At 71.2% G+C, this 22,070-nt stretch carries 17 protein-coding genes and 1 pseudogene; 7 read left to right on the top strand and 11 right to left on the bottom strand.

Annotation, left to right across the window (positions count from 1 at the left end):
- The 5 genes from ASC99_RS38820 to ASC99_RS22835 form a co-directional block, all read right to left on the bottom strand.
- Positions 1-1,400: alpha-galactosidase (locus ASC99_RS38820; RefSeq protein ID WP_235583096.1), on the bottom strand; the 1,400-nt coding region annotated here is incomplete at its 3' end.
- A 170-nt stretch (positions 1,401-1,570) separates the two neighbouring features.
- A complete protein-coding gene (locus ASC99_RS22820; protein WP_057235000.1) occupies positions 1,571-3,553 on the bottom strand; it encodes a beta-galactosidase in 1,983 nt (660 codons plus the stop codon).
- 79 nt (positions 3,554-3,632) lie between these two features.
- Positions 3,633-4,607: a carbohydrate ABC transporter permease gene (locus ASC99_RS22825; protein WP_057235001.1), complete on the bottom strand. Its 975-nt coding sequence runs from the start codon at positions 4,605-4,607 to the stop codon at positions 3,633-3,635.
- Positions 4,604-5,593: an ABC transporter permease subunit gene (locus tag ASC99_RS22830; RefSeq protein WP_082598549.1), complete on the bottom strand. Its 990-nt coding sequence runs from the start codon at positions 5,591-5,593 to the stop codon at positions 4,604-4,606. Before ASC99_RS22830 ends, ASC99_RS22825 begins: the two co-directional genes overlap by 4 nt.
- Positions 5,548-7,215 carry an ABC transporter substrate-binding protein gene (locus tag ASC99_RS22835; RefSeq protein WP_057235002.1) on the bottom strand — a complete coding sequence of 556 codons (1,668 nt, stop codon included), beginning with the start codon at positions 7,213-7,215 and terminating at the stop codon, positions 5,548-5,550. The genes ASC99_RS22830 and ASC99_RS22835 overlap by 46 nt, the downstream gene beginning before the upstream one ends.
- Before the next feature lie 223 nt (positions 7,216-7,438).
- Here ASC99_RS22835 and ASC99_RS22840 point away from each other — a divergent pair, with 223 nt between their 5' ends.
- The 4 genes from ASC99_RS22840 (at position 7,439) to yicI (ending at position 15,065) form a co-directional block, all read left to right on the top strand.
- On the top strand, positions 7,439-10,282 hold the full coding sequence (locus ASC99_RS22840; RefSeq protein WP_057235171.1) for a glycoside hydrolase family 3 protein: 2,844 nt from the start codon (positions 7,439-7,441) through the stop codon (positions 10,280-10,282).
- A 93-nt stretch (positions 10,283-10,375) separates the two neighbouring features.
- Complete coding sequence (locus tag ASC99_RS22845) at positions 10,376-11,359, top strand: acetylxylan esterase (RefSeq protein WP_057235003.1); 984 nt, start codon at positions 10,376-10,378, stop codon at positions 11,357-11,359.
- Positions 11,360-11,367: 8 nt separating this feature from the next.
- Positions 11,368-12,786: a GH1 family beta-glucosidase gene (locus tag ASC99_RS22850; protein ID WP_057235005.1), complete on the top strand. Its 1,419-nt coding sequence runs from the start codon at positions 11,368-11,370 to the stop codon at positions 12,784-12,786.
- Positions 12,783-15,065, top strand: coding sequence for an alpha-xylosidase (yicI, locus tag ASC99_RS22855; RefSeq protein WP_057235007.1), 2,283 nt, complete (start codon positions 12,783-12,785; stop codon positions 15,063-15,065). Before ASC99_RS22850 ends, yicI begins: the two co-directional genes overlap by 4 nt.
- Before the next feature lie 59 nt (positions 15,066-15,124).
- On the opposite strand, the gene ASC99_RS22860 is transcribed toward yicI, so the two are convergent.
- The 5 genes from ASC99_RS22860 to ASC99_RS22880 form a co-directional block, all read right to left on the bottom strand.
- Complete coding sequence (locus tag ASC99_RS22860) at positions 15,125-16,603, bottom strand: cytochrome P450 (RefSeq protein ID WP_057235009.1); 1,479 nt, start codon at positions 16,601-16,603, stop codon at positions 15,125-15,127.
- A 65-nt stretch (positions 16,604-16,668) separates the two neighbouring features.
- On the bottom strand, positions 16,669-17,286 hold the full coding sequence (locus ASC99_RS22865) for an ATP/GTP-binding protein (protein ID WP_057235011.1): 618 nt from the start codon (positions 17,284-17,286) through the stop codon (positions 16,669-16,671).
- On the bottom strand, positions 17,267-17,626 hold the full coding sequence (locus ASC99_RS22870; protein WP_057235012.1) for a DUF742 domain-containing protein: 360 nt from the start codon (positions 17,624-17,626) through the stop codon (positions 17,267-17,269). The genes ASC99_RS22865 and ASC99_RS22870 overlap by 20 nt, the downstream gene beginning before the upstream one ends.
- Before the next feature lie 34 nt (positions 17,627-17,660).
- Complete coding sequence (locus ASC99_RS22875; RefSeq protein ID WP_057235013.1) at positions 17,661-18,068, bottom strand: roadblock/LC7 domain-containing protein; 408 nt, start codon at positions 18,066-18,068, stop codon at positions 17,661-17,663.
- Positions 18,065-19,597, bottom strand: a complete 1,533-nt coding sequence (locus ASC99_RS22880; RefSeq protein ID WP_063857156.1) for an ATP-binding protein — start codon at positions 19,595-19,597, stop codon at positions 18,065-18,067. The genes ASC99_RS22875 and ASC99_RS22880 overlap by 4 nt, the downstream gene beginning before the upstream one ends.
- Before the next feature lie 419 nt (positions 19,598-20,016).
- Between ASC99_RS22880 and ASC99_RS39480 the strand changes: the two genes are divergently transcribed.
- Positions 20,017-20,778: a barstar family protein gene (locus ASC99_RS39480; protein ID WP_057235016.1), complete on the top strand. Its 762-nt coding sequence runs from the start codon at positions 20,017-20,019 to the stop codon at positions 20,776-20,778.
- An 86-nt stretch (positions 20,779-20,864) separates the two neighbouring features.
- Here ASC99_RS39480 and fdxA read toward each other — a convergent pair whose 3' ends face one another.
- Entirely contained in the window at positions 20,865-21,188 is a 324-nt protein-coding gene (fdxA, locus tag ASC99_RS22890) for a ferredoxin (RefSeq protein WP_057235018.1), read from the bottom strand.
- Positions 21,189-21,279: 91 nt separating this feature from the next.
- On the opposite strand from fdxA, the gene soxR reads away from it, so the two are divergent.
- Entirely contained in the window at positions 21,280-21,747 is a 468-nt protein-coding gene (gene soxR, locus ASC99_RS22895; RefSeq protein ID WP_057235021.1) for a redox-sensitive transcriptional activator SoxR, read from the top strand.
- A 110-nt stretch (positions 21,748-21,857) separates the two neighbouring features.
- Positions 21,858-22,070: pseudogene (locus tag ASC99_RS40930) on the top strand (1-acyl-sn-glycerol-3-phosphate acyltransferase); the annotation flags it as partial.

The following is a 22,070-nucleotide window of genomic DNA, read 5'->3' on the forward strand; positions in this document are numbered from 1 at the left end:
TCGGTGTTGTGGTCGAGCTTGAGGTAGCCGACGCCCCACTCGCCGACCAGGCGGTCGACCACCTGGTCCAGGTGGTCGCGCGCGGCGGGGTGGCGCAGGTCCAGGTGGTACCGGCCGCCGCCCTCGACGACGCGCTGCCCGTCGCGACGGAAGAACGCCTCCTCCGGCAGGGACTTGGCCACCGGGCTGGACACGCCGATCCCCTCCGGCTCCAGCCACAGGCCGGGGACCATTCCCGACTCCCGGATGCGGTCCAGGACTTCGTGGATCCCGCGCGGCCCGGGGAAGCGCGAGGCGGCCGGCTCCCAGGCTCCGACGGTGGGCCACCAGCTGTCGCCCTCCTCGCCGTACCAGCCGGCGTCGATGACGAAGTACTCCGCCCCGGCCTCGGCCGCGGCGTCGATCAGCGGCAGCAGCTTGGCGGTGGTGGGGTCGCCCATCAGGCAGTTCATGTAGTCGTTGAAGATGACCGGCAGGTGACGGTGGTCGCGGTGAGGGCGCCGGGTGACCCGGCGGTAGCGGGTGAGGGCGGCGAAGGCCTCGTCCGGGCCACCGTCCGGACAGAACGCCAGCGCCACGGGCACGGTACGGAACTCGGCCCCGGGCTCCAGGGGTTGGCGCCAGCCGTGGTTGGCGTCGTTGGGGCCGAACAGTGCCGCGTACGCCGTGCCGTCGCGCTGTCCGCACTCCCAGCGCCAGCCACCGCCGTTGTGCTCGATCTGCCACAGCCAGGTGCGGCCCGACCGACGGTCCGTCAGGCCGCCCATCGGCAGGTGACCGCAGCTGGACCAGACGCCCTGTCCGGCCAGGACGTGGGTCTCCCGGCCACGGGACAGGTGGAAGCGGCCGCCGAAGTCGGGCGAGGTCTCCCGCAACGGCCTGCGCTGCCACCGGAATTCGGCCATCCAGTCGTTCTCCGCCCACAGCAGGTCGGCGGCGTCCAGCTCCGCCGGGTCTCCCCCGGTGAGACAGCCGGTCACGAGTGAACTGACCGACTCCAGGTGCAGCGTGCTCGCCCCCTCGTTGCGGACGACGACCTCGCTGCGCAGCACCGGCAGACCGTCCGGTGACCGGTAGACGGCCTCGGCGGTCAGGCCGGTCTCGGAGTCGGTGAGTTCGACGGTCAGCACGTGCCAGTCGCCGTCGCGGGTCACGCAGTGGGAGCGATGGCGCAGCCGCGCACCGATGTTCGTGTTCACGAGGTGCCTGCCCGACCAGGAGCGGCCGTGGCCCGCCACCATCACCTCCACCAGCGGCAGCGGCGCTTCCGGGCGCGGGTCGCCGACGGCCTCGCCGGGCGCGCCGATGCGGACCAGGCGGGCGGTGCCGTCCGCACCGAGGGCGATCTCGACCTCCAGGGCCTGGTGGCCCCAGCGGATCGTTCCGGGTCCTTCGGTCATGGGAGCTCGTCCTCTCGCGTGTCGACGGGCGTTCAGTTGCACTAACCAGGGGCTCGGGGAACTGCGAGGAGATCTGGCGTTCGGGTCAAAATGCAAAGTGCCTGACCCGGTACGCACGTTGAACGCTTCCGAGGTTGGCGTCGCAGTTCCCCGAGCCCCTGGTGGTTGCTCTAGGCGCGGAGGACCGCGCAGCCGCCCTGCCGCAGTTCGTTCACGGGGCCGTCCGTCAGCAGGTCGTGGGCGAGCTCCGACAGTGGGACCGCCTCGGTGCGGTGGTTGATCAGGACATGCCAGCGGCGGCCGTCGGAGGCGTGGCGGGTGACGGCCTCCACGCCGGGCGGCAGGCCCGGCAGCACCGGAGCGACTCCGGCTTCCGCCACCAACTGCGTGACGAGAGCCGCGTAGCCGGTGTCGTCCAGTCGGGTGGAGAGGTACCAGCCGGTCCCGGCGCCGAATCCGTGCCGGGTGAGCGCCGGGCCGCCGGCGAGCATGCCACCGGTGTACGCGGCGACCAGCTCGGCGCCCTCGGTGCGCAGCACCTCGCTCCAGGCAGTGCCGCGCGAGCCGTCGGACAGGACGGTCTCCTCGTCGCGCCGCAGCGGACGGTGCTCCTCGACTCGGACGCCCAGCGCCTCGCGGAGCGGCGCCGCCGGGTAGCCGCCGAGGCGGGCGTGCAGGCGCTCGTCGACGGCGCCGCCGGAGTGCTGGACGAGCAGTGTGCCGCCGCCCGCGACGTAGCGGCGCAGGTTCGCCGCGCCTGCGTCGGAGAGCAGGAACAGAGCTGGTGCGACGACGAGTTGATAGCGAGTCAGATCGTGCTCGGGGTGGGCGAAGTCGACCGTCACACCCGCGTCCCACAGCGCCCGGTGGGCGCGGCGCAAGGTGGCGTGGTAGTCGAGGTCGGCCGACGGTAGCCCGTCGGACTCCAGCGCCCACCAGGCGTCCGAGTCGTGCAGGACGGCGACCTCGGCCCGGACGGTGGAGCCGGCCAGCTCGCCGAGCCGGGCGACGGCCTCGCCGGCCTCCGTGACCTCGCGGAAGATCCGGCTGTCCGGCCCGGCGTGCGGGACCATCGCCGAGTGCCACTGCTCGGCACCCGCCCGGGACTGGCGCCACTGGAAGAACAGCGCGCCCTCCGAGCCCCGGGCGATGTGGCCGAGGGTGTGCCGGAGGATGTCGCCCGGTTCCTTGGCGAGGACGCGGTCACCCGCGTAGACGGTGTTGGTGCCCTGTTCCATCAGCAGCCAGGGCGCACCGCCGCCGAAGGATCGGGCCCGGTCGGCGCCGAAGGCGGTGTCGGCGGCGGCGTCCACGCCGGGCGCGGCCGGGTAGTGGTCGATGGTCACCAGGTCGACCTCGCGGCCGAAGGCCCACAGGTCCAGGTTCTGGTAGCCGGGCACCATGAGGTTGGTGGTCACCGGCCGGTCGCTGTGAGCGCGGATCGCGTCGCGCTGCTCGCGGTAGGCGGCCCGGGCTTCGTCGGACCAGAAGCGGCGGAAGTCCAGCGCCTGACCGGGGTTGTGGTGCCACTGGGTGGCCCGGGGCGGCTGGACCTGCTCCCAGGAGCTGTACCGCTGGCTCCAGAACGCCGTTCCCCAGGCGTCGTTGAGCACATCCAGCGAGCCGTGGCGGGCACGCAGCCAGACCCGGAAGGCGGCTGCGGTGTGCTCGCACCAGCAGAGGGTCGCGTACTCGTTGTGCACGTGCCACAGGGCCAGCGCCGGGTGGTCGCCGTAGCGTTCGGCGAGCGCCGAGGCGATCCGGCGGGCCGCCCTGCGGTAGGCGGGGGCCGCCAGACAGTAGGTGTCACGGCTGCCGTGGGTCAGGCGGGTGCCGTCGGGGCCGACCGGCATCGCGTCCGGGTGGGCCAGGGTGAACCAGGGCGGCGGCGAGGCGGTCGGGGTGGCCAGGTCGACGGCGACCCTGTTGGCGTGCAGACGGTCCAACTGCCCGTCCAGCCACCCGAATTCGTAGCGGCCCTCGGCCGGCTCCAGCAGGGCCCAGGAGAAGACGCCGACGGTGGCCAGGTTCACCCGCGCCGTGCGCATCAGCTCGTCGTCCTGCTTCCACACCCCCTCGTCCCACTGCTCCGGGTTGTAGTCGCCGCCGAACGCGAGAGCACCGAGCCGGTCGGTGAGCTGACGTGCCGTCATTGGGAGGAGCCTCCTTCTGTCCGTGTTCAGGGATAGGAGCTACCCGGGGCCGGCCCCACGGGTCTGCGGAACACGTGGCTCAGCCCTTGATCGCGCCGGTGAGAACGCCGGTGCGCAGGTGCTTCTGCACGAACGGGTACACCATCACCAGCGGCACCAGGGTGAGCACCACGACCGCCATCTGCAGCGACAGCGGCGCGGTCTGCGTCTGGACGCTGCCGAAGCCCGCATTGACCGAGCCGGGCATTCCGTTGCCCCGGTTGACGTAGGTGAGCAGCACGTACTGGAGCGGCCACTTCTCGGCGTCCGTCGGCATGTAGAGCATGACGTTGAAGAACGAGTTCCAGTAGCCCACCGCGTAGAAGAGCGCGGTCACGGCGGTGACGGCACGTGAGGTGGGCAGGACGATGGACCCCAGGATGCGCCACTCCCCCGCGCCGTCCATCCGGGCCGCGTCGATCAGCTCGGAGGAGGTTTCGGAGTAGAACGCGCGCAGGACCAGGATGTTGAAGACGGAGACCGAGCCCGGCAGGATCAGCGCCCACCACTGGCCGTAGCCACCGAGCCCGGTGACCACCAGGAAGGTCGGGATGAGGCCGCCGCCCACGAACATCGTGACGATCAGCAGCACCAGAATGGAGCGGTGGCCGAGCGACCGGGGCCGGGACAGCCCGTAGGCGCACAGGACCGAGACGACCATCGACAGCGCCGTGCCGACCACGGTGATGCCCAGACTCACCGTCAGCGCGGTGAGCACGGTCGAGTCGCTCAGCATCTGGCGGTACGCCTCGGCGGTCAGTCCGTCGGGCCAGATCACCAGGCCGCCGGCCCGGTTGACGGCCCCGGGGGTGGAGAAGCTGGTCAGCACGACGATCCACAGCGGGACCAGGATGACGGCGAGCATCCCGCCGAGGGTCAGCCCCTTGGCCGCCTGGCCGACCGTGGTCGGCGGCTCCTCCCAGGGCGGGCGGGCGGCCCTGGCCCTGCGTCGGGCGGCCCTGGTCGCCGCGTCGCGCTTGCCGTCCGTGCGTCCGATGGTGAGTACGTTGGTCATTTCCGGTACAACCCGTCGTCGCCGAAGGCATGCGCCAGCCGGTTGGCACCCCAGATGAGCAGCAGCGAGATCACGCTCTTGAAGAGCCCGGCCGCCGCGCCGTAGCTGTAGTCGCCGGTGGCGATGCCGTAGTAGAAGGAGAAGGTGTCCAGGACGTCAGCCGCGTCGTGACCGACGGCGTTCCGTTGGATCAGGAACTGCTCGAAGCCGACCGACAGTGCGTTGCCCAGGCGCAGCACCAGCATCAGCACGATCACCCCGCGCAGGCCGGGAAGCGTGATGTGCCACATCCGCCGGAACCGTCCCGCGCCGTCCGCCGCCGCCGCCTCGTACAGCTCGGTGTTGATCGCGCTGAGCGCTGCGAGGAAGACGATGATCCCCCAGCCCGCCTCCTTCCAGATCGACTGGGAGGTGACCAGCAGGGCGAAGGTGTCCGGGTTGGTCATGATGTCCCAGGTACCGATGTCCTGCTGACGGAGGAACTGGTTGAGCGCGCCCGCACCGCCCAGCATCTGCTGGAAGATCGTGATGGCGAGCACCCACGAGAAGAAGTGCGGCAGGTAGACGACGGACTGGATGAAGTTGCGGGTCCGCTCGCTGAGCACCGTGTTGAGCAGCATGGCCAGCGCGATCGGGATCGGGAAGAAGAGGATCAGCTGGACGAAGCTCAGGTACAGCGTGTTCGTCATCGCGTGCCAGAACATCGCGTCGCCGAGGAGCCGGCTGAACTGGTCGAATCCGACCCACTCGCTCTGCCAGACCCCCACCAGCGGGTCGTACTCCTGGAACGCGGTGGCCAGGCCGAACAGCGGGAGGTAGTTGAACACCAGCAGCAGGACGACCGCGGGCACCGTCATCAGGATCAACGAACGGTCGCGGCGCAGCCGGTGCCGCAGGCTCAGACCTTCCGGTGCGCCGGTGCGCTCCGGCTGCGCGGTGGTCACTGGCCCGTGCCGTACTTGTTCAGGACGTTCTCGGTCATCCATCCCTTGAGCCGGTCCCCGCTACTGGACCGCCAACTCGCCACCGCCTCCTGCACCTCGGAGACCTTCTTCTTGCCCCGGTAGCAGTCCTGGACGGTGTCCGACACGGCCTGGGCGGCTTCGGCCGTGGCCATCGCCTGCGGCATGCTGATGTTCATGCCCCAGAAGGGCGGCTTGGTGAGGGCCTGGACGTTGTCGGCCTGCCAGGCCGACAGGTCCTTGGTGACGATGTCGCCGCCCGGGTTGCTGATCACGGCCGACGGGGAGGCCAGGAACGGGAAGGTCTGGCTCTGGACCGCCTTCTGGCCCTCGTCCGTGAAGGTGGGAACGCCGTTCACCCTGGTGTGGTGGACGCCCTCGACGCCGAAGTTGGCCATCGTGTACTCGGCCGAACCGTAGGGCGCGGCAAGGTAGTTGGCGACCGAGAGCAGCTCCTCGATCTGCGCGGGCTTCAGATCGGCGTTCAGGTAGCTGAGTATGGCGGTCGAAGCACCCATGTAGACCACCGGCTTGCTCTTGCCGTCGGCGGCGAAGACGTTGAAGGCACCACGTCGGTAGTTCGGGTCCGCGGCGATGCCGGCCTGATGGTCGCTCAGTTTCCAGACACCCGTGCCGCCGCCGTCGATGAGCACCTTCCCGCTGTAGAAGCGGGTGGTGGCGTTGGCGTTGTCACCGGCCAGCGAGTCCGGGTGCACGTACCCGGAGGCGGCCAGCCGGTTGTGCCAGTCGAGAGCCTCCAGGAACTCCTGGGTCTCGAACAGGTGGACCAGCTTGCCGTTGTCCACCTTCCACTTGAGCGGGGCACCCCAGGCCGTGTACAGGTAGGTCCACAGGTCGCCGAAGGCCCAGACGCCGCGCTTGGCGTCGGTCAGCTCCTTGCCGAGGCTCAGCAGGTCGTCGGCGGACTTGACCTGATCGGCCTTGATCCCGCGCCCCTCCAGGATGTCCCGGCGGTAGAAGGTGGTGCCCGCGACGACGAACTTACTGGAGAAGCACGGGATGCCGTACAGCTTGTCGCCCCACACGCCGACCTGCCAGGCGCCGGTGGGTATCGCGGCCAGGTTCGGGTACTTCTTGATCTTGTCGCCGGACAGGTAGGGGGTCAGGTCCGCGAGCTGGGTCCCGGCCAGCCCCCCGAGGTTGAAGTTGGGGTTCCACCAGCTGGGCAGCTGGATCCAGTCCGGCAGCTTCTTGGCGGCGGTCATGGTCGGCACGATGGTGGCGTAGTTGTTGCCGTCCGTCGGCTTCATCGTGAGCTCGACGCCCAGCGCCTTGTTCATGGCCTGGTAGAAGGCGTTGCCGGCCGGCGGGACGGTGCCCCACAGCGGCGTGACCGCCGTGTAGCTGCCACCCTTGCCCGGGACACCGGAGACCGTGGTGACCGGGGCGGACGGGTAGCTGAGGTACGCGGGGTCGGTCGCCGCGTCGGGGCCACCGGCCACGGAGGGGATCTCCGGCTTGCCGGAGGTGCTGGGCACGTAGGCCGGCAGGGCCGACTTGAGGCCCGCCTCGGTGTTCGCACCGGTCTTCCGGTCCGCACCTCCGCCACAGGCGGACAGCAGTGGCGTCATCGCGGCGGCCCCTGCGACTGAGACGGCGGCGTTGACGAAGCTTCGGCGGTTCATCTCGGTTCTCATGGCGGAGCGGCCCTTCCAGTTCGGACTGTCGAAGCGCTTGCGCGTTTCGGCGACACTAACGACGCGTTACGCGTTCAGCAATAGCCTGAACAAATCCGAAACCGGCCACTACCAAGGCAGTTGACACATCTTCGGGTTCGTGTCAGCGTCGAAGCGCTTCGACGAACGACCACGCACCCAGCCTTCCGAGGGGTTGTCCCACGTGAGTTCCCTGTCCGCGTCCGCGGCTGACCTGCCTCTTTTCCGTGACCCCGCGCTCTCGCTACGCAAGCGCGTCGACGACCTGCTCGAACGGCTCACGGTCGACGAACGGCTCGCGATGCTGCATCAGTACGCACCGGCCGTGCCCCGCCTGGGAGTTGACCCCTTCCGCACCGGCAGCGAGGCCCTGCACGGCGTCGCCTGGCTGGGAGTGGCCACGGTCTTCCCGCAGGCCGTCGGCCTCGGCGCCAGCTGGGACGAGGACCTGGTGCGCCGGGTCGCCGAGGCGGTCTCGGTCGAACTGCGCGCCTTCCACCGCCACCGCCCGCCGGTGCTCGCCCCCGATCGCGGCCCCCACAGCCTGCAGGCCTGGGCGCCGGTACTGAACCTGCTGCGCGACCCGCGCTGGGGCCGCAACGAGGAGGGCTACTCCGAGGACCCGGTGCACACCGCCCGGGTCGGCGAGGCGTACTGCCGGGGCCTGGCGGGCGACCACCCGACCTACCTGCGGGCGGCCCCGGTGCTCAAGCACTTCCTCGCCTACAACAACGAGGACGACCGGTGCACCACCTCCTCCGGGCTGCGCCCGCGCGTGCTGCACGAGTACGACCTGGCCGCCTTCCGCCCGGTCGTCGCCTCCGGCGCCGCGACCGGCGCGATGGCCGCCTACAACCTGGTCAACGGCCGTCCCTGCCACGTGAGTCCGCTCATCGAGACGGAGCTGCGCCGCTGGGCGCGGCCCACCGGCCACGAGCTGTTCGTGGTGAGCGACGCCGAGGCGCCCTCCAACCTGGTCGACCCGGAGCGCTACTTCGACGACCACGTCGAGTCCCATGCGGCGGCGCTGAAGGCGGGCATCGACAGCTTCACCGACCACGGCGAGGACAGTGAGACGATCGTCGGCCGGCTCCGCGAGGCGCTGGAGCGCGGCCTGATCGCCGAGAGCGACGTGGACCTCGCGGTCCGGCGGCAGCTCGAACTGCGCTTCCGGCTCGGCGAGTTCGACCCCGAGCTGGACCCGTACGCCGGGATCGGCCCCGAGGTGATCAACAGCGCCGAGCACCGCGCCCTGGCCCGTCAGGCCGCGACCGAGTCGGTGGTGCTGCTCAAGAACGACGGCCTGCTGCCACTCGATCCGGCCCGCACGCCGAAGATCGCCGTCATCGGCCCGCTGGCCGACACGCTGTGCGAGGACTGGTACAGCGGCACCCTGCCGTACCAGGTCACCGTCGCCGCCGGACTCGCCGCCGCGCTCGACGGCGAGGTGGTCCGCGTCGAGGGCGCCGACCGGATCGCGCTGCGCTCCCGCACCACCGGCGAAGCACTCGGCGGGACCAGCTTCGACGTGGCCGACTGGGGCCGCGGCAGGCTGACCCTGCGCGACGCCGGCACCGGCCGCTACCTGAGCCTCAAGGAGGACACCACCCTGGTCGCGGACCAGGAGATCCTCAAGACCTGGGAGATCCACGAGACCTTCCGGCTGGAGCCGGCCGAAGACGGTGCCGTGCTGCTGTGCTCCGTGCTCACCGGGCGCTACGCCGTCGTGGACCCGACCGACGGCCGGGTGGCCGTCACCGCCGAGACCCCGGCTGCCGCCGAACGCTGGCAGCGTGAACTGCTGCGCGACGGCGTGGCCGAGGCCCGGGCGGCCGCCGAAGCGGCCACTGTCGCGGTCGTCGTGCTCGGGAACCATCCGCTGGTCAACGGCCGCGAGACCGAGGACCGCGTGGACACCGCCCTGCCCCAGGCGCAGGACGCGCTGCTGCGCGCGGTCGCCGCCGTCCGCCCGGAGACGGCACTGGTGCTGATGAGCAGTTACCCGTACGCCGTGGACTGGGCGGACGAGCACCTGCCCGCCGTGGTGTGGACCTCGCACGGCGGGCAGGAGACCGGCAACGCGCTGGCCGACGTGCTGCTCGGCGGGGCCGAACCGGCCGGACGCCTGCCGCAGACCTGGTACCGGGGCGACGACCAGCTGCCGGAGCCGCTCGACTACGACATCATCAAGGCCGGTTGGACCTACCAGTACCACCGGGCCGCACCCCTCTACCCCTTCGGTCACGGCCTGTCCTACACCGAGTTCGCCCACCGCGACCTGCGCCTGTCCCAGCCGTCCATCGCCCAGGACGGTTCGGTCGACGTCACGGTGGCTCTGGCCAACAGCGGCCGGCGGGTCGGCAGCGAGGTGGTCCAGCTCTACGTCCGGGCCCTGGACGCCCGCTACCAGGCTCCCCGGCAGCGGCTCGTCGACTTCGCCAAGATCCGTCTGGAGCCGGGCGAGCGCCGGGAGTTGACGTTCCGTCTGCCGGCCGAGCGACTGGCCCACTGGGACGTCTCTAGCGGCGCCTTCACCGTCGACCCCGGCGGCTACGAGATCACCGTCGCCCGCTCCGCCGAACACCCTGTCCTCACCGCGCCGCTCACCGTGACCGGGGCGGCCCCCGCCCCCCGGGTCCTGGTCGACCGGCGCACCCTGGCCGTCGACTTCGACGACCACACGGACATCGACATCGTCGACGTCAGCCGGACCGACGGCGACGCCGTCACCCCGGCCGACCCGGCCCGACCCGCGACACTGCACTTCCACGGCGTCGACCTCTCCGGCGCCGTCCGGGTGGAGGCCGAGATCGCCCGCCCGGAGGCCGGAGTCGGCGAGGCACGGCTCGAACTCCACACCGGAGAGCTGCTGTTGGCGGAGATCGAGGTCCCCGTCACCGACCACCATCACACCTGGGCGACCGTACAGGCCGATTTCGCCGCCCCGTCGGCAGGGTTCCACGACCTCCGGCTGACGCTGCACGGCGGCTTCCGGCTGGCCGCCTTCGGCCTCCGCTCGTCCGGCACGGCCGACTGAAGCCGGCGCTTCCCAGACCGGCGGCCCGTCTCGAGGGTGGCGGGCCGCCACCTCCTTCACCCAGTGCCCAACCCATTCCGGAGGAAGCCCCCCATGCCGCTCACCGACTTCGGCCTGGACGAACTGAACAGCTATCGCCCGGAGTTGACCGCACCGAGCGACTTCGACGCGTTCTGGCAACGGACGCTCGCCGAAGCCCGGTCGTACGACTGCGGTGTCAAAGTCGACCGGGTCACCTCGCAGTACGCGCTGCGCACCGTCGAGGTCGACGACGTGCGCTTCCCCGGCTGGAACGGCGAGCCGGTGGCCGCCTGGCTGCTACGCCCCGCCGGCGTGGACGGGCCGCTGCCGGTCGTCGTCACCTACATCGGCTACTGCGGCGGGCGCGGGCTGCCCACCGAGCACCTGTTCTGGTCCGCCGCCGGCTACGCCCAACTCGTGGTCGACAGCCGGGGCCAGGGCCACGACACCCCCGACCGGACCGTGGGCGACGGCACGCAGTGGGTCGAGGGCTTCATGACCCGGGGCATCGACTCCCCCGAGAACTACTACTACCGGCGCCTGATCACCGACTGCGTGCGCGCCGTCGACGCCGTCGCTCAGCTGCCCGGTCTGGACGTCGACCGGATCGTGGTGACCGGCGGCAGCCAGGGTGGCGGCCTGGCGCTCGCCGTCGCCGGCCTCAGCGGTGACCGCGTCGCGGCGGTGATGCCCGACGTACCGTTCCTCTGCCACTTCCGCCACGCCGTGCAGATCGCCGACGAGGGGCCGTACCCGGAGATCGCCAAGTACCTGCGCTGGCACAGCCGGCACCGTGTGACGCCGACCCTCGCCACCCTCGACTACTTCGACGGCGCGCACTTCGCCCAACGGGCCACCGCCCCGGCCCTGTTCAGCGTCGGCCTGATGGACCCGGTCTGCCCGCCCTCCACGGTCTACGCCGCCTACAACCGCTACGCCGGCGAGGACCGCACGATGACCGTCTGGCCCTTCGCCGACCACGGCGGCGGCTGCGGTTCCACCCCGCCCGCGCAGCTCGCCTGGCTGCAGGAGCACGACCTGGCTCCGGAGCTCTGACCGCCGCCGTGACCTCCGTAAGCGGCCAGGCCGCACACCCGTTCCCCGAGCTTCCCGCCGGGTTCCGTTTCGGCGCCGCGACCGCCGCCTACCAGATCGAGGGAGCCCACGACCAGGACGGCCGCGGCCCGTCCATCTGGGACACCTTCAGCCACACGCCCGGCCGTACGCTCGGCGGCGCCACCGGCGACACGGCCTGCGACCACTACCACCGCTACCCGGAAGACGTCGCCCTGCTGCGCGGGCTCGGTGTGGACAGTTACCGCCTCTCCATCGCCTGGCCCCGCCTGCTGCCCCAGGGCACCGGAGCGGTCAACGCCAAGGGCCTGGACTTCTACGACCGCCTGATCGACGAACTGCTGGCCGCCGGGGTCGCCCCCGCCGTCACCCTCTACCACTGGGACCTGCCCCAGGCCCTGGAGGACCGAGGTGGCTGGCGGGTCCGGGAGACCGCCGAGGCGTTCGCGGAGTACGCGGCTCTCGCGGCCGAGCGCTACGGGGACCGGGTGGAGCGCTGGATCACCCTCAACGAGCCGTACTGCTCATCCTTCGTGGGCTACGCCGAGGGCCGCCACGCACCCGGCGCCGAGGAGGGGCGCGGCGCGCTCGCGGCCGCGCACCACCTGCTGGTCGGCCACGGCCTCGCGGTCCGGGCGCTGCGCGCCGCAGGCGCCCGGGAGATCGGGATCACTCTCAACCTCGACCGCATCCACACCGTCTCCTCCCTGCCCGAGGACCGCGCCGCCCTGCGCCGCGCCGAGGTCCTCCACAACGAGGTCTGGACCGAGCCGCTGCTCGCCGGACGCTACCCCGCGCACGAGGCCGAGACCTGGGCCGGTCTCGCCGACGGCCCTTGGCGGCTGCCGGGCGACCTCGAACTGATCGGCGCCCCGCTGGACTTCCTCGGCGTCAACTTCTACCGCCCGATCACCGTCGCCGCCGCCCCCCACCGCACGGACGACCTCGAACTCCGTACGGCAGTGGACATCGGCCTCACCGAGGTGAACCCGTACCGGACCCGGCACACCACCATGGGCTGGCCCGTCCTCCCGGAGGCGCTCACCGAGCTGCTCTGCGGACTCCACGCCCGCTACCCACACCTTCCGCCGGTCTGGATCACCGAGAACGGCTCCGCCGAGATCGACACCGTCGGCCCCGACGGCGTGATCCACGACGCCAAACGGATCGACTACCTCGCGGACCACCTCACCGCCGTCGCCGACGCCATCGCCGCCGGGGTCGACGTCCGCGGCTACTACGTGTGGTCGCTGATGGACAACTACGAATGGGCGCGCGGCTACAGCCAGCGCTTCGGCCTGGTCCACGTCGACCACGACACCATGACCCGAACGCCCAAGGACAGCTACCACTGGTACCGGGGCCTGATCACCGCGCACCGCGCGCGGACAGAGGAACCTGCCGAATGAAATTCACCGACGGCTACTGGCTGATGCGCCCGGGTGTCACCGCGCGCTACGCCGCCGAGGTTGCGGACGTCCGGTCCGACGAGCACCGGATCACCCTCTACGCGCCGGTGAAACACGTACGCGGTCGCGGTGACACGCTCAACAGCCCGCTGCTGACGGTCGAATGCTGGTCACCGGCCGAGGGCGTGATCGGGGTGCGCACCACCCACCACGCCGGATCGGTGCGGCGCGGGCCGGAGTTCGCGCTCCCCGGCGCGCAGCAGGGTAGCGGGAAGGTGCACCGGGACGGCCCGGTGGTCGAGCTCGGTGCCGGTGACCTCACCCTGCGGGTGGACACCTCACAGCCGTGGCGCCTGGAGTTCACCGCCGACGGGCAGGTGCTGACCTCCGTCGGCGAACGCGGTACCGGCTTCGTCACGGACGACACCGGGCGGCACTTCATGCTCGGTCAACTCTCCCTAGGTGTCGGCGAGTTGGTGTACGGGATGGGTGAGAGATTCACGCCGTTCGTCAGGAACGGGCAGGTGGTGGACATCTGGCAGGCCGACGGCGGCACCACCAGCGAGCTGGCGTACAAGAACGTCCCGTTCCACCTGACCAACCAGGGCTACGGTGTCTTCGTCAACCACCTGGGCAAGGTCAGCTACGAGGTCGGCTCCGAGGCCGTCGGCCAGGTGCAGTTCAGCGTCGAGGACCAGTCGCTGGAGTACTTCGTGGTGTACGGGCCGTCACCCAAGCAGATCCTGGAGCGCTACACCGCGCTGACCGGCCGCCCGGCGCTGCCCCCGGCCTGGGCACTGGGCCTGTGGCTGACCACCTCCTTCACCACCGAGTACGACGAGGCGACCGTCAACCGCTTCGTCGGCGGCATGGCCGAGCGTGGCATCCCGCTCAGCGTCTTCCACTTCGACTGCTTCTGGATGCGCGAGTACCAGTGGTCCGACTTCGACTGGGACTCCGACACCTTCCCCGACCCGGCCGGCATGCTGGACCGGCTCAAGCAGCAGGGGCTGCGGATCTCCGCCTGGATCAACCCCTACATCGCGCAGAAGTCGGCGCTGTTCGAGGAGGGCAGGCGCGAGGGCTACCTCGTGCGCCGCCCCGACGGCAGCGTGTGGCAGTGGGACCTGTGGCAGCCGGGCATGGCCCTGGTGGACTTCACCAACCCCGCCGCGTGCGGCTGGTACACCGGCAAGCTGCGCACCCTGCTGGCGCAGGGCGTGGACTGCTTCAAGACCGACTTCGGCGAGCGCATCCCCACCGACGTGGTCTGGCACGACGGTTCCGACCCCGAGCGGATGCACAACTACTACACCCACCTGTACAACCGGGCCGTCTTCGAGCTGCTGCGCGAGGAGCGCGGCGAGGGCGAGGCACTGCTGTTCGCCCGCTCCGCCACCGCGGGCGGCCAGCAGTACCCGGTGCACTGGGGCGGCGACTGCGAGTCCCACTTCAACGCCATGGCGGAGTCGCTGCGCGGCGGGCTCTCCCTCGGCCTGTCCGGCTTCGGCTTCTGGAGCCACGACATCGGCGGCTTCGAGGGCACCCCCACCCCGACCGTCTTCAAACGCTGGGTGCAGTTCGGCCTGCTCTCCTCGCACAGCCGCCTGCACGGCTCCAAGTCCTACCGGGTCCCGTGGGACTACGGCGAGGAGGCCGTCGAGGTCACCCGCGAGTTCACCCTGCTCAAGCACCGCCTCGCGCCCTACCTGCAGCGCGCCGCCCAGCAGGCGCATGCCACCGGCATCCCGGTGATGCGCGCCATGCTGCTCGAGTTCCCCGACGACCCCGCCACCGCCACGCTCGACCGGCAGTACATGCTCGGCGAGGACCTGCTCGTCGCCCCGGTCTTCACCGACGACGGCACGGTCGACTACTACGTCCCCGACGGCACCTGGACCAACCTCCTGACCGGGGATCAACTCACCGGCCCCCGCTGGGTCCGCGAGCAGCACGGCTTCCACACCCTTCCGCTGCTGGCCCGCCCCGACTCCGTCATCCCGCTCGGCGCCGACGACCAACACCCGGTCTCCGCCTGGGCGGACGGCGTCGAGCTGCGGGTGCACGCCTTCGCCGACGGCGCCGAGCGCACCGTGGTGATCCCGCGCTCCGACGGCCCCGGCGAGGTGGCCCGCTTCCACCTGCGCCGCGACGGTGACCGGCTCAGGGTGACCACCGACAGCCCGCACCCGTGGCAGCTGCGGATCGGTGGCCCGAACGGCACCGTCCACACCCGGCCCGCCGATACGACGGAGGCCGAACTCCCGTACCCGGCCTGAGCCCGAAGCAGTCGCCTCGGGCGGCCTGCCCGTCCGGGAGGCCACCCGGCCCGCCGCCGTCAGGGCCGGAACCACCCGGTCAGGACGCCCCACCAGCCGCTCCGCTGCCGGGGGACGGTGGCGATGGCGGCCGGGGGGACGGTCGGGGCGGGTGGCTGGACGGGCCGGGCGCTGGGCGTTGCGGGCGACACCGCCCGCGGTGTCGGGGGTGGCGTCGTGGGCACGGCACCTACGGCGGCGGCCGCCTCCCGGGCGGGCTTGGCCCGCGGGGTGAAGCGCACCGGCAGCTCGACCAGGTGCCGGGACAGCCAGGCCGAGGTCCAGGTCAACTCGTCCTCAGGGATGGCGAGTTGGAGGTCGGGCAGGCGGGTCAGCAGGATGTCGATGCCGGTCTCGGCGATGGCCCGGCCCATGTCCTGGCCGGGGCACTCGTGCGGGCCGCCGCCGAAGGCCAGGTGGGCGCGGTTGCCGTGGAGCGGCTTCGACAGGTCGGGGCGGACCACCGGGTCGACGTTGCCGGCCGCGAGACCGAGCAGGAGCATGTCGCCGGCCTTGATCTGCTGTCCGCCGAGCTCGGTGTCGCCGGTGGCCCAGCGGCCCGCGACCAGCGACATCGGCGCGGAGTCCCAGAGGACCTGGTCCAGGGCGTCGGGCAGCGTCATGTGGCCGCCGGACAGGTGGGCGCGGAACCGGCGGTCGGTGAGGACCATCTTCAGCGTGTCCGCGATCAGGTTGACGGTCGTCTCGTTCGCGGCGAGCAGCACCACCCGCAGATGCTCCAGCACCTCGTCGTCGGTGAGCCCCGCTTCGTGCTGCATCAGCCACGACACGAGATCGGCGCCGGGCGTCTCCCGTTTGCGCTCCATCATCCGGCGCAGCGTCGCCACGACGTAGTCGTTGCTTGCGATGGCCGTCTCGGTGCCCTTCATCAAGTCCCGTGCGGCGTCGACGAGTCGGGGCCCGTACTCCTCGGGCATCCCGACCACGTGGGTCATCACGAGCATCGGCAGGTGCTCGGCGAACTGGGCCACCAGCTCGGCCTGGCCGGCCGATCCGAAGTCCTGGATCAACTGGTCGGCAAAGCGGGTGATGTAGCGGCGGATCCCCCGTCGGTCGAAGCGGTTCAGACCGTCGGTGACCGCCTCGCGCAGGCGCCGGTGCTCCGCGCCGTCCGCGAACACGCACAGCGGCTGCCAGGCGATCACCGGCATCAGCGGGGAGTCCGGGGTGACCAGGCCCTCCTGGATAGCCGTCCAGCGGCGGGAGTCCCGGGAGAACCGGGAGGGTGTGCGCATCGCGGTGAGGTTCGCGGAGTGGCCGAGGATCAGCCAGGCCGGGAGGTCACCGTGCAGCAGCACGGGCGCCACCTCGCCGTGCTCGGCCCGCAGTTTCTCGTACAGGCCCGCCGGGTCGGCCTCGGCCTCCGGCCCGTAGAGCCGCCGGAGGCCGCCGGAGGCGAGCCCGTCGGCGCCGATCCCGTGGGCGGGGCAGCCGGGCGGCGGGGTGGAGGAGGAGGCGTCACGGAACGGGGAGGTCACGGTATCTCCGGGGGTGTCATGAGGCGGTCGTCGAGAACGGTCGGTGCGAAGGAGCCGTCGAGTGGTCACCGCGTGGGCGGGGCCGAGAGGTTGTACAGGTAGCGCATCAGGGCCATCAGGACGTCACGGCTCGATTCGCGGGTCCGGGCGTCGCACGTGACGATCGGCACCTCGGGGGGCAGGTCGAGGGCGGCCCGCAGTGCCTCGGTCGGGTAGGTCGGCGACTCGGGGAAGATGTTGGCCGCGACGACGAAGGGCACGCCGCTGTCCTCCAGCCGCCCGATCACGTCGAAGCTGACTTCGAGGCGGCGGGTGTCGACCATCACGACCGCGCCGAGGGCGCCCTCGAACAGGCCGTTCCAGAGGAACCAGAACCGCTCCTGCCCGGGGGTGCCGAACACGTACAGCACCAGTTCGTCGTTGATGCTGATCCGGCCGAAGTCCATCGCCACCGTGGTGGAGGTCTTGCGCTCGACCCCGGCGGTGTCGTCGACACCCGCTCCGGCCTGCGTCATCGTCTCCTCGGTGCTCAGCGGCCGGATCTCGCTCACGGAGCCGACCAGGGTCGTCTTGCCGACGCCGAAGCCGCCCACGATCACCACCTTGACCGCCATGGCGGCCGAGGCCGGGAGCAGATCGGCGCTCTCCGGCCCCAGCACCGTCTCAGAGCTTCTGAAGTCCATGTATCACCGCCTCCAACAGGGCATGGTCGGGAAGGATCGCTTTCGGGACGCGGGCCCGGGCCTCGATCCGTTTCTCGGCGAGGAGGTCCGCCAGCAGCACGGTGACCACGCTCATCGGCAGCCGCAGATGCGCGGAGATCTCGGCCACGGACAGCGGCGAGCCGCAGATCCGCAGGATCGCCGCATGCTCCGGCTGCATCGTGGGTGTCGGCTCCGAGCGCGCGACGATCAGGGTGACCAGGTCGAACGTGGTCCGCTCGGCCAGACCGCTGCGACCGCGCGTGATCACGTAGAGCCGCTCGGGGCTGTCCTCGTCCCAGTCCTGGTCGGCTGCGCTCATCCGCCGTCCTCGCTGCGCTCGTCACTCGCCTCGCTCATACGACCTGCTCGCTCTTGCGCGGCGGAGTGCTGAGGTGCTCGCCGATCCGGGCGACCAGGTCCCGCATTCGCTGGCCCATCAGCCCGGCGTCGACGCCCTGGTCGGCGAGCACCGCGAGGTAGGCCCGGGCGCCGGCCGCCATCAGATAGAAGAAGCCGCCGCCCATCTCGATCACGACCAGCCGCATCCGACCGTCGCCGTCCGGGAATTCGTGTCCCACCGCGGCGGCCAGGCTCTGCAGGCCCGCACAGGCTGCGGACAGCCGGTCGGCGGTGTCGGTGTCGGTGCCGTACTGGGCCATCCGCAGGCCGTCGGCGGAGAGCACGACGACGTGGCGGGCGTGCGGAACACTGTCCGCCAGCTCCTTGAGCATCCAGTCCATGTTGGTCCGTTGCTGAGTCACTCCTCGCCCTTCCCTGCCGACTCTTCACTGGTGTGGTCGGCCCCGCCGCTGGACGGCGCGTTGCCGTTCACCCCTTCGTGGAACGCGGCCAGCCACATACCCGGCTGTACCGGCGCCGGGGTGGGCCTGGGCACACCCGCGCCCTCGGGAGCGCCGGTCCAGGAGGACGCCGCGTGCCGACGGCGCTGTGGCAGCCCGTCCGGGGTCTGCTCGCCCACCGCCGCAGGCCCGCCGGCCGCCGAGGAGCGGTGGGGTGACTCCGCGATGACGCCGGGTACCGTCTTCGCCCCCCACGGCCGCGGTCCGCCCGCCGACCGGAGAGCGGCGGCCGAGCCAGGCCGGGAGCCGGCGGCGATGCCGATGCCGTGGGCCCGGCCGACGGCGGGTGCCGTGGTGATCAGTTCCTGCGGCACGATCAGCACCGCGCGCACGCCGCCGTAGGCGGAGGGGCGGAGCGAGACCTGGAAGCCGTACTCCTGCGCGAGGCGCCCGACCACGGCCAGGCCGAGCCTGGGGGTCTCGCCGAGGTCGTTGAGGTCGATGCCCTCCTGCGCGTCGCGGAGCATCCGCTCGGCCCTGCCCCGGCCCTCCTCGCTCAGGCTGAGACCGCCGTCCTCGATCTCGATCGCGATGCCGGTCTGCACCTCGACGGCGGTCAGATGCACGTTGGTGTGCGGCGGGGAGTAGCGGGTGGCGTTGTCCAGCAGCTCGGCCAGCGCGTGGATCAGCGGCTCGGCGGCGGGGCCGACCACCGCGACCTCGGAGACCGGGTGCAGTTCCACCCGCTGGTAGTCCAGGATTCGCGAGATGCCGCCGCGCAGCACGCTGTACAGCGGTACCGCCCTGCTCCACTGGCGGCCGGGGCGGGCGCCACCGAGGACGGCGATGCTGTCCGCGAGCCGGCCGACCAGCGCGTTGCCGTGGTCCAGGCGCAGCAGGTCGTCGAAGACGGCCGGGTCGTTGCCGTGCCGGTCCTCCATCTCACGCAGGTCCTGGGCCTGCCGGTGCACGATCGCCTGCACCCGACGGGCGATGTTCACGAACGCCCGCTGCGCGGACTCGCGCAGGCCCTCCTCGTTGTCGACCGCTTCCAGGACGGTGCGCAGCACCGCATGCCGGGCGGCCTGGAACTCCGGGCCGACGACGCCGTCGTAGGACTCGTACGCCTTCAGCACGTCCTCGGTGAACTCGCCGCGCTGGAGCCGGGCGACCGTCTCGGGCAGGGTGACCTCGGCCAGCCGGACCGTCTCGGTCTGCTGCCGGGCGAGCCGGTACCGCAGCTCGCTCTCCTGCCGGGCGTGCTGCTCGCGCAGGGCCGCCAGCGCCCGCCCTCGCCGCGCCGCCTCGGCGGCGACTATGCCCACCGCCGCGGTACCCACCACCCCGCACCAGACGACTCCCGCACGGGCGCCGGTGGAGGTCAGCGACACGGCGACGACAGCGGCAGCCACCGTCACGACCGTGGGCAGGAGCCACACGAGAACGGGCGCGGAGCGCCGACCTCCGAGTGACGATCCAGCACGAAGCATCAGCATCCTCAAACGATCGAAAGAGTAGGGACGGGCGGACGGGGGATTCTTCTGACGGAGCCTCAACAGCACTGCGCTGCAGTGGATCTGGCGCCTTCCTGTCGGGTCTTCCGGGCCATCGCGCACACCGGCGGGAAGCGTTCGGGAAGGGCTCTCGCGCCGCCGCCCGGGTCGGTGTGTCGGGCCCCACCTTTTCGCTGCCCCGGGCTCGTGGTGCCCCCGTCCCGTGCCGGTTCGCTCATGAGAGGGATCTCCTCGGAAAACCGCCACCCACTACGGAGAGTTCGTGCTACGGCGGGATCCGTGACCGGACTCCGGTGGGCATCCCACAACGACGCGTGGCACCGCACCCCGACGCGTTCGTGTCAGGATCCGGTGCTACGGAGCAGCCTCTTGATCGGTCGTGCAAGGATTCGGCCGTGCCAAAGCCGAAGCCCACCGTCCTGGAACGCCGCTCCCCCTGGGTCGTGTTCACACGCGCTGACGATCCCTGGCTGGCGTCGGAGACCGCCACGCTCCTCGCGCGCAACGGCTTGACCCTTCGGCTGGACGGCCGAGAACTACGGGACGCGCCCTCTCTCTTCCAGACCTTCGCGCGGGAGTTGGCCTTCCTCGGCTACTTCGGTCACAACTGGGACGCGCTCATCGACTGCCTGCAGGACTGGCACGGCCCGGGCCACGGCGACCAGGACCTCGCAATCGTGATCGAGCACGCGGACGGACTGCAGAAGGCCGAGTTTCTGGGGCTCTTCGTCTCCGTGCTCGCCCAGGCAGCCTGGCACTCGAACCTCCGCCTCGACGCCGACGGCAATCTCGACGAGGACTGGCGGCGGCGGATCGCCCAGCACTTCGTCTTCCTCCTGGACCACACCTCACCCGCCGTATTCACCGAGGCGGTGGCCCGCGGGGCGGATGTGGCGGTGGCCCTGTCGGACGACCGCCTGCTAGCCACCCTCACCGACAACGGCTGGCCCGGCGCAGATCCCGCGTCCGCTCTGTGGACGGCCGGCCCGCTCGCCTTCGCGGACGGGGAGATCCTCGGTGGGCACCTCGTTCGGGCTGTCCAGCAGTTCCGCTCCCGCCTCGACTGCTCGACCGACCAGGCGTCCGATATCGCTCAGGCCCGCTCCGCGTACCTTCGCAACCAGGGACATCTTCGGGGCGCCGAGCAGACCAACTGACTGTGGTCGTGCTCGCCCTGGTGGGCTCAGAGTGGCCAGGCTGCCCGATGACCGTACTGCGCCGTCAGATCCTTCGACCGTCCGGCTCAACTGGCGCCCTGCGGCGGCAGCGCCGCCACGATCGGATGGTCCCGGCCGATCGGACCGAGCTTGGCGCTGCCGCCGGGGGCGCCGAGGTCGGCGAAGAACTCGGCGTTCACGGTGGTGAAGTGCTGCCATTCCTGCGGGGTGTCGTCCTCGAAGAGGATCGCTTCGACGGGGCACACCGGCTCGCAGGCACCGCAGTCGATGCACTCGTCGGGGTGGATGTAGAGCATCCGCTCACCCTCGTAGATGCAGTCGAGCGGGCACTCGTCGATGCATGCCTTGTCCTTGACGTCCACACAGGGCAAAGCGATCACAAACGTCATCGAACTGCCGTCCTCTCAGGTCCTGTTCGCCGTTCTGGCGCAGCCGACCGTATGACCTCAAGTAACCTTGAGGTCAACAGGGGGGCACTGCATGACCGACTACCGTTCCAACGACGACGTCCGGGCCACCCCGGACGACTGGCTGAGCATCGGCGAGGTGAGCGCGCGGACCGGGGCGGCCGTCTCCGCTCTGCGGTTCTACGAGGAACTCGGCCTGATCGCGTCCGAACGCGACGATCGCAACCAGCGCCGCTACCCGCGACACATGCTGCGCCGCGTCGCACTGGTCTCGGTGGCAAAACGGATCGGCATCCCGTTGCAGGACCTCCGGGAGGCGTTCGCCGACGTGCCGCTCGACCGGCCGCCGAGTCACCAGGAGTGGCAGCGCGCCTCGCGCGGCTGGAAGCGTCGGCTGGAGGAGCGCCGCCAGACCATCGAGCGGCTCGAGGCCGAGCTCACCGGGTGTATCGGCTGCGGCTGTCTCTCGATGAAGGCCTGCGCACTCCTCAACCCGGGTGACGCACTCGCTGGGGACGGTGCCGGGCCCCGACGGCTGTGAGGGACGGACCGCCGCCCGTCCGATGTGAGTACCGGTACTCAAGCCCTCGGCGGCAGCGGTCCACCAGGATGGTGCCACCGCCTCGCCGGAGGCGACGAAGGGAACCGTCCATGCTCAGCCGGATCGCCAGCGCGCTGCTACCCGTCCTCGGTCGACTGACCGTCACCTCCGAGGTGGCGGGCCCGGTCGCGCCCGGCAGCATCGTGGCGGCGAACCACAGTTCGCTCGCCGACCCGGGTGTGGTGCTGGCCGCACTGCACAGCCTGGGGACCGAGCCGGTGGTGATGGCGGCCGCCGGCCTGTGGCGGGTGCCCGGCCTCGGC

Source organism: Kitasatospora sp. Root107 (genome assembly GCF_001424875.1).
Classification (GTDB): Bacteria; Actinomycetota; Actinomycetes; order Streptomycetales; family Streptomycetaceae; genus Kitasatospora.

What these genes read in the sequence shown, in the direction of transcription:
- soxR (WP_057235021.1), top strand. Translation starts at nt 21,280, where the DNA reads ATGACCGACTACCGTTCCAACGACGACGTCCGGGCCACCCCGGACGAC.
- ASC99_RS22880 (WP_063857156.1), bottom strand. Translation starts at nt 19,597, where the DNA reads ATGCTTCGTGCTGGATCGTCACTCGGAGGTCGGCGCTCCGCGCCCGTT.
- fdxA (WP_057235018.1), bottom strand. Translation starts at nt 21,188, where the DNA reads ATGACGTTTGTGATCGCTTTGCCCTGTGTGGACGTCAAGGACAAGGCA.
- ASC99_RS22825 (WP_057235001.1), bottom strand. Translation starts at nt 4,607, where the DNA reads ATGACCAACGTACTCACCATCGGACGCACGGACGGCAAGCGCGACGCG.
- ASC99_RS22820 (WP_057235000.1), bottom strand. Translation starts at nt 3,553, where the DNA reads ATGACGGCACGTCAGCTCACCGACCGGCTCGGTGCTCTCGCGTTCGGC.
- yicI (WP_057235007.1), top strand. Translation starts at nt 12,783, where the DNA reads ATGAAATTCACCGACGGCTACTGGCTGATGCGCCCGGGTGTCACCGCG.
- ASC99_RS22870 (WP_057235012.1), bottom strand. Translation starts at nt 17,626, where the DNA reads ATGAGCGCAGCCGACCAGGACTGGGACGAGGACAGCCCCGAGCGGCTC.
- ASC99_RS22845 (WP_057235003.1), top strand. Translation starts at nt 10,376, where the DNA reads ATGCCGCTCACCGACTTCGGCCTGGACGAACTGAACAGCTATCGCCCG.
- ASC99_RS22830 (WP_082598549.1), bottom strand. Translation starts at nt 5,593, where the DNA reads ATGGATGACCGAGAACGTCCTGAACAAGTACGGCACGGGCCAGTGACC.
- ASC99_RS22835 (WP_057235002.1), bottom strand. Translation starts at nt 7,215, where the DNA reads ATGAACCGCCGAAGCTTCGTCAACGCCGCCGTCTCAGTCGCAGGGGCC.
- ASC99_RS22865 (WP_057235011.1), bottom strand. Translation starts at nt 17,286, where the DNA reads ATGGACTTCAGAAGCTCTGAGACGGTGCTGGGGCCGGAGAGCGCCGAT.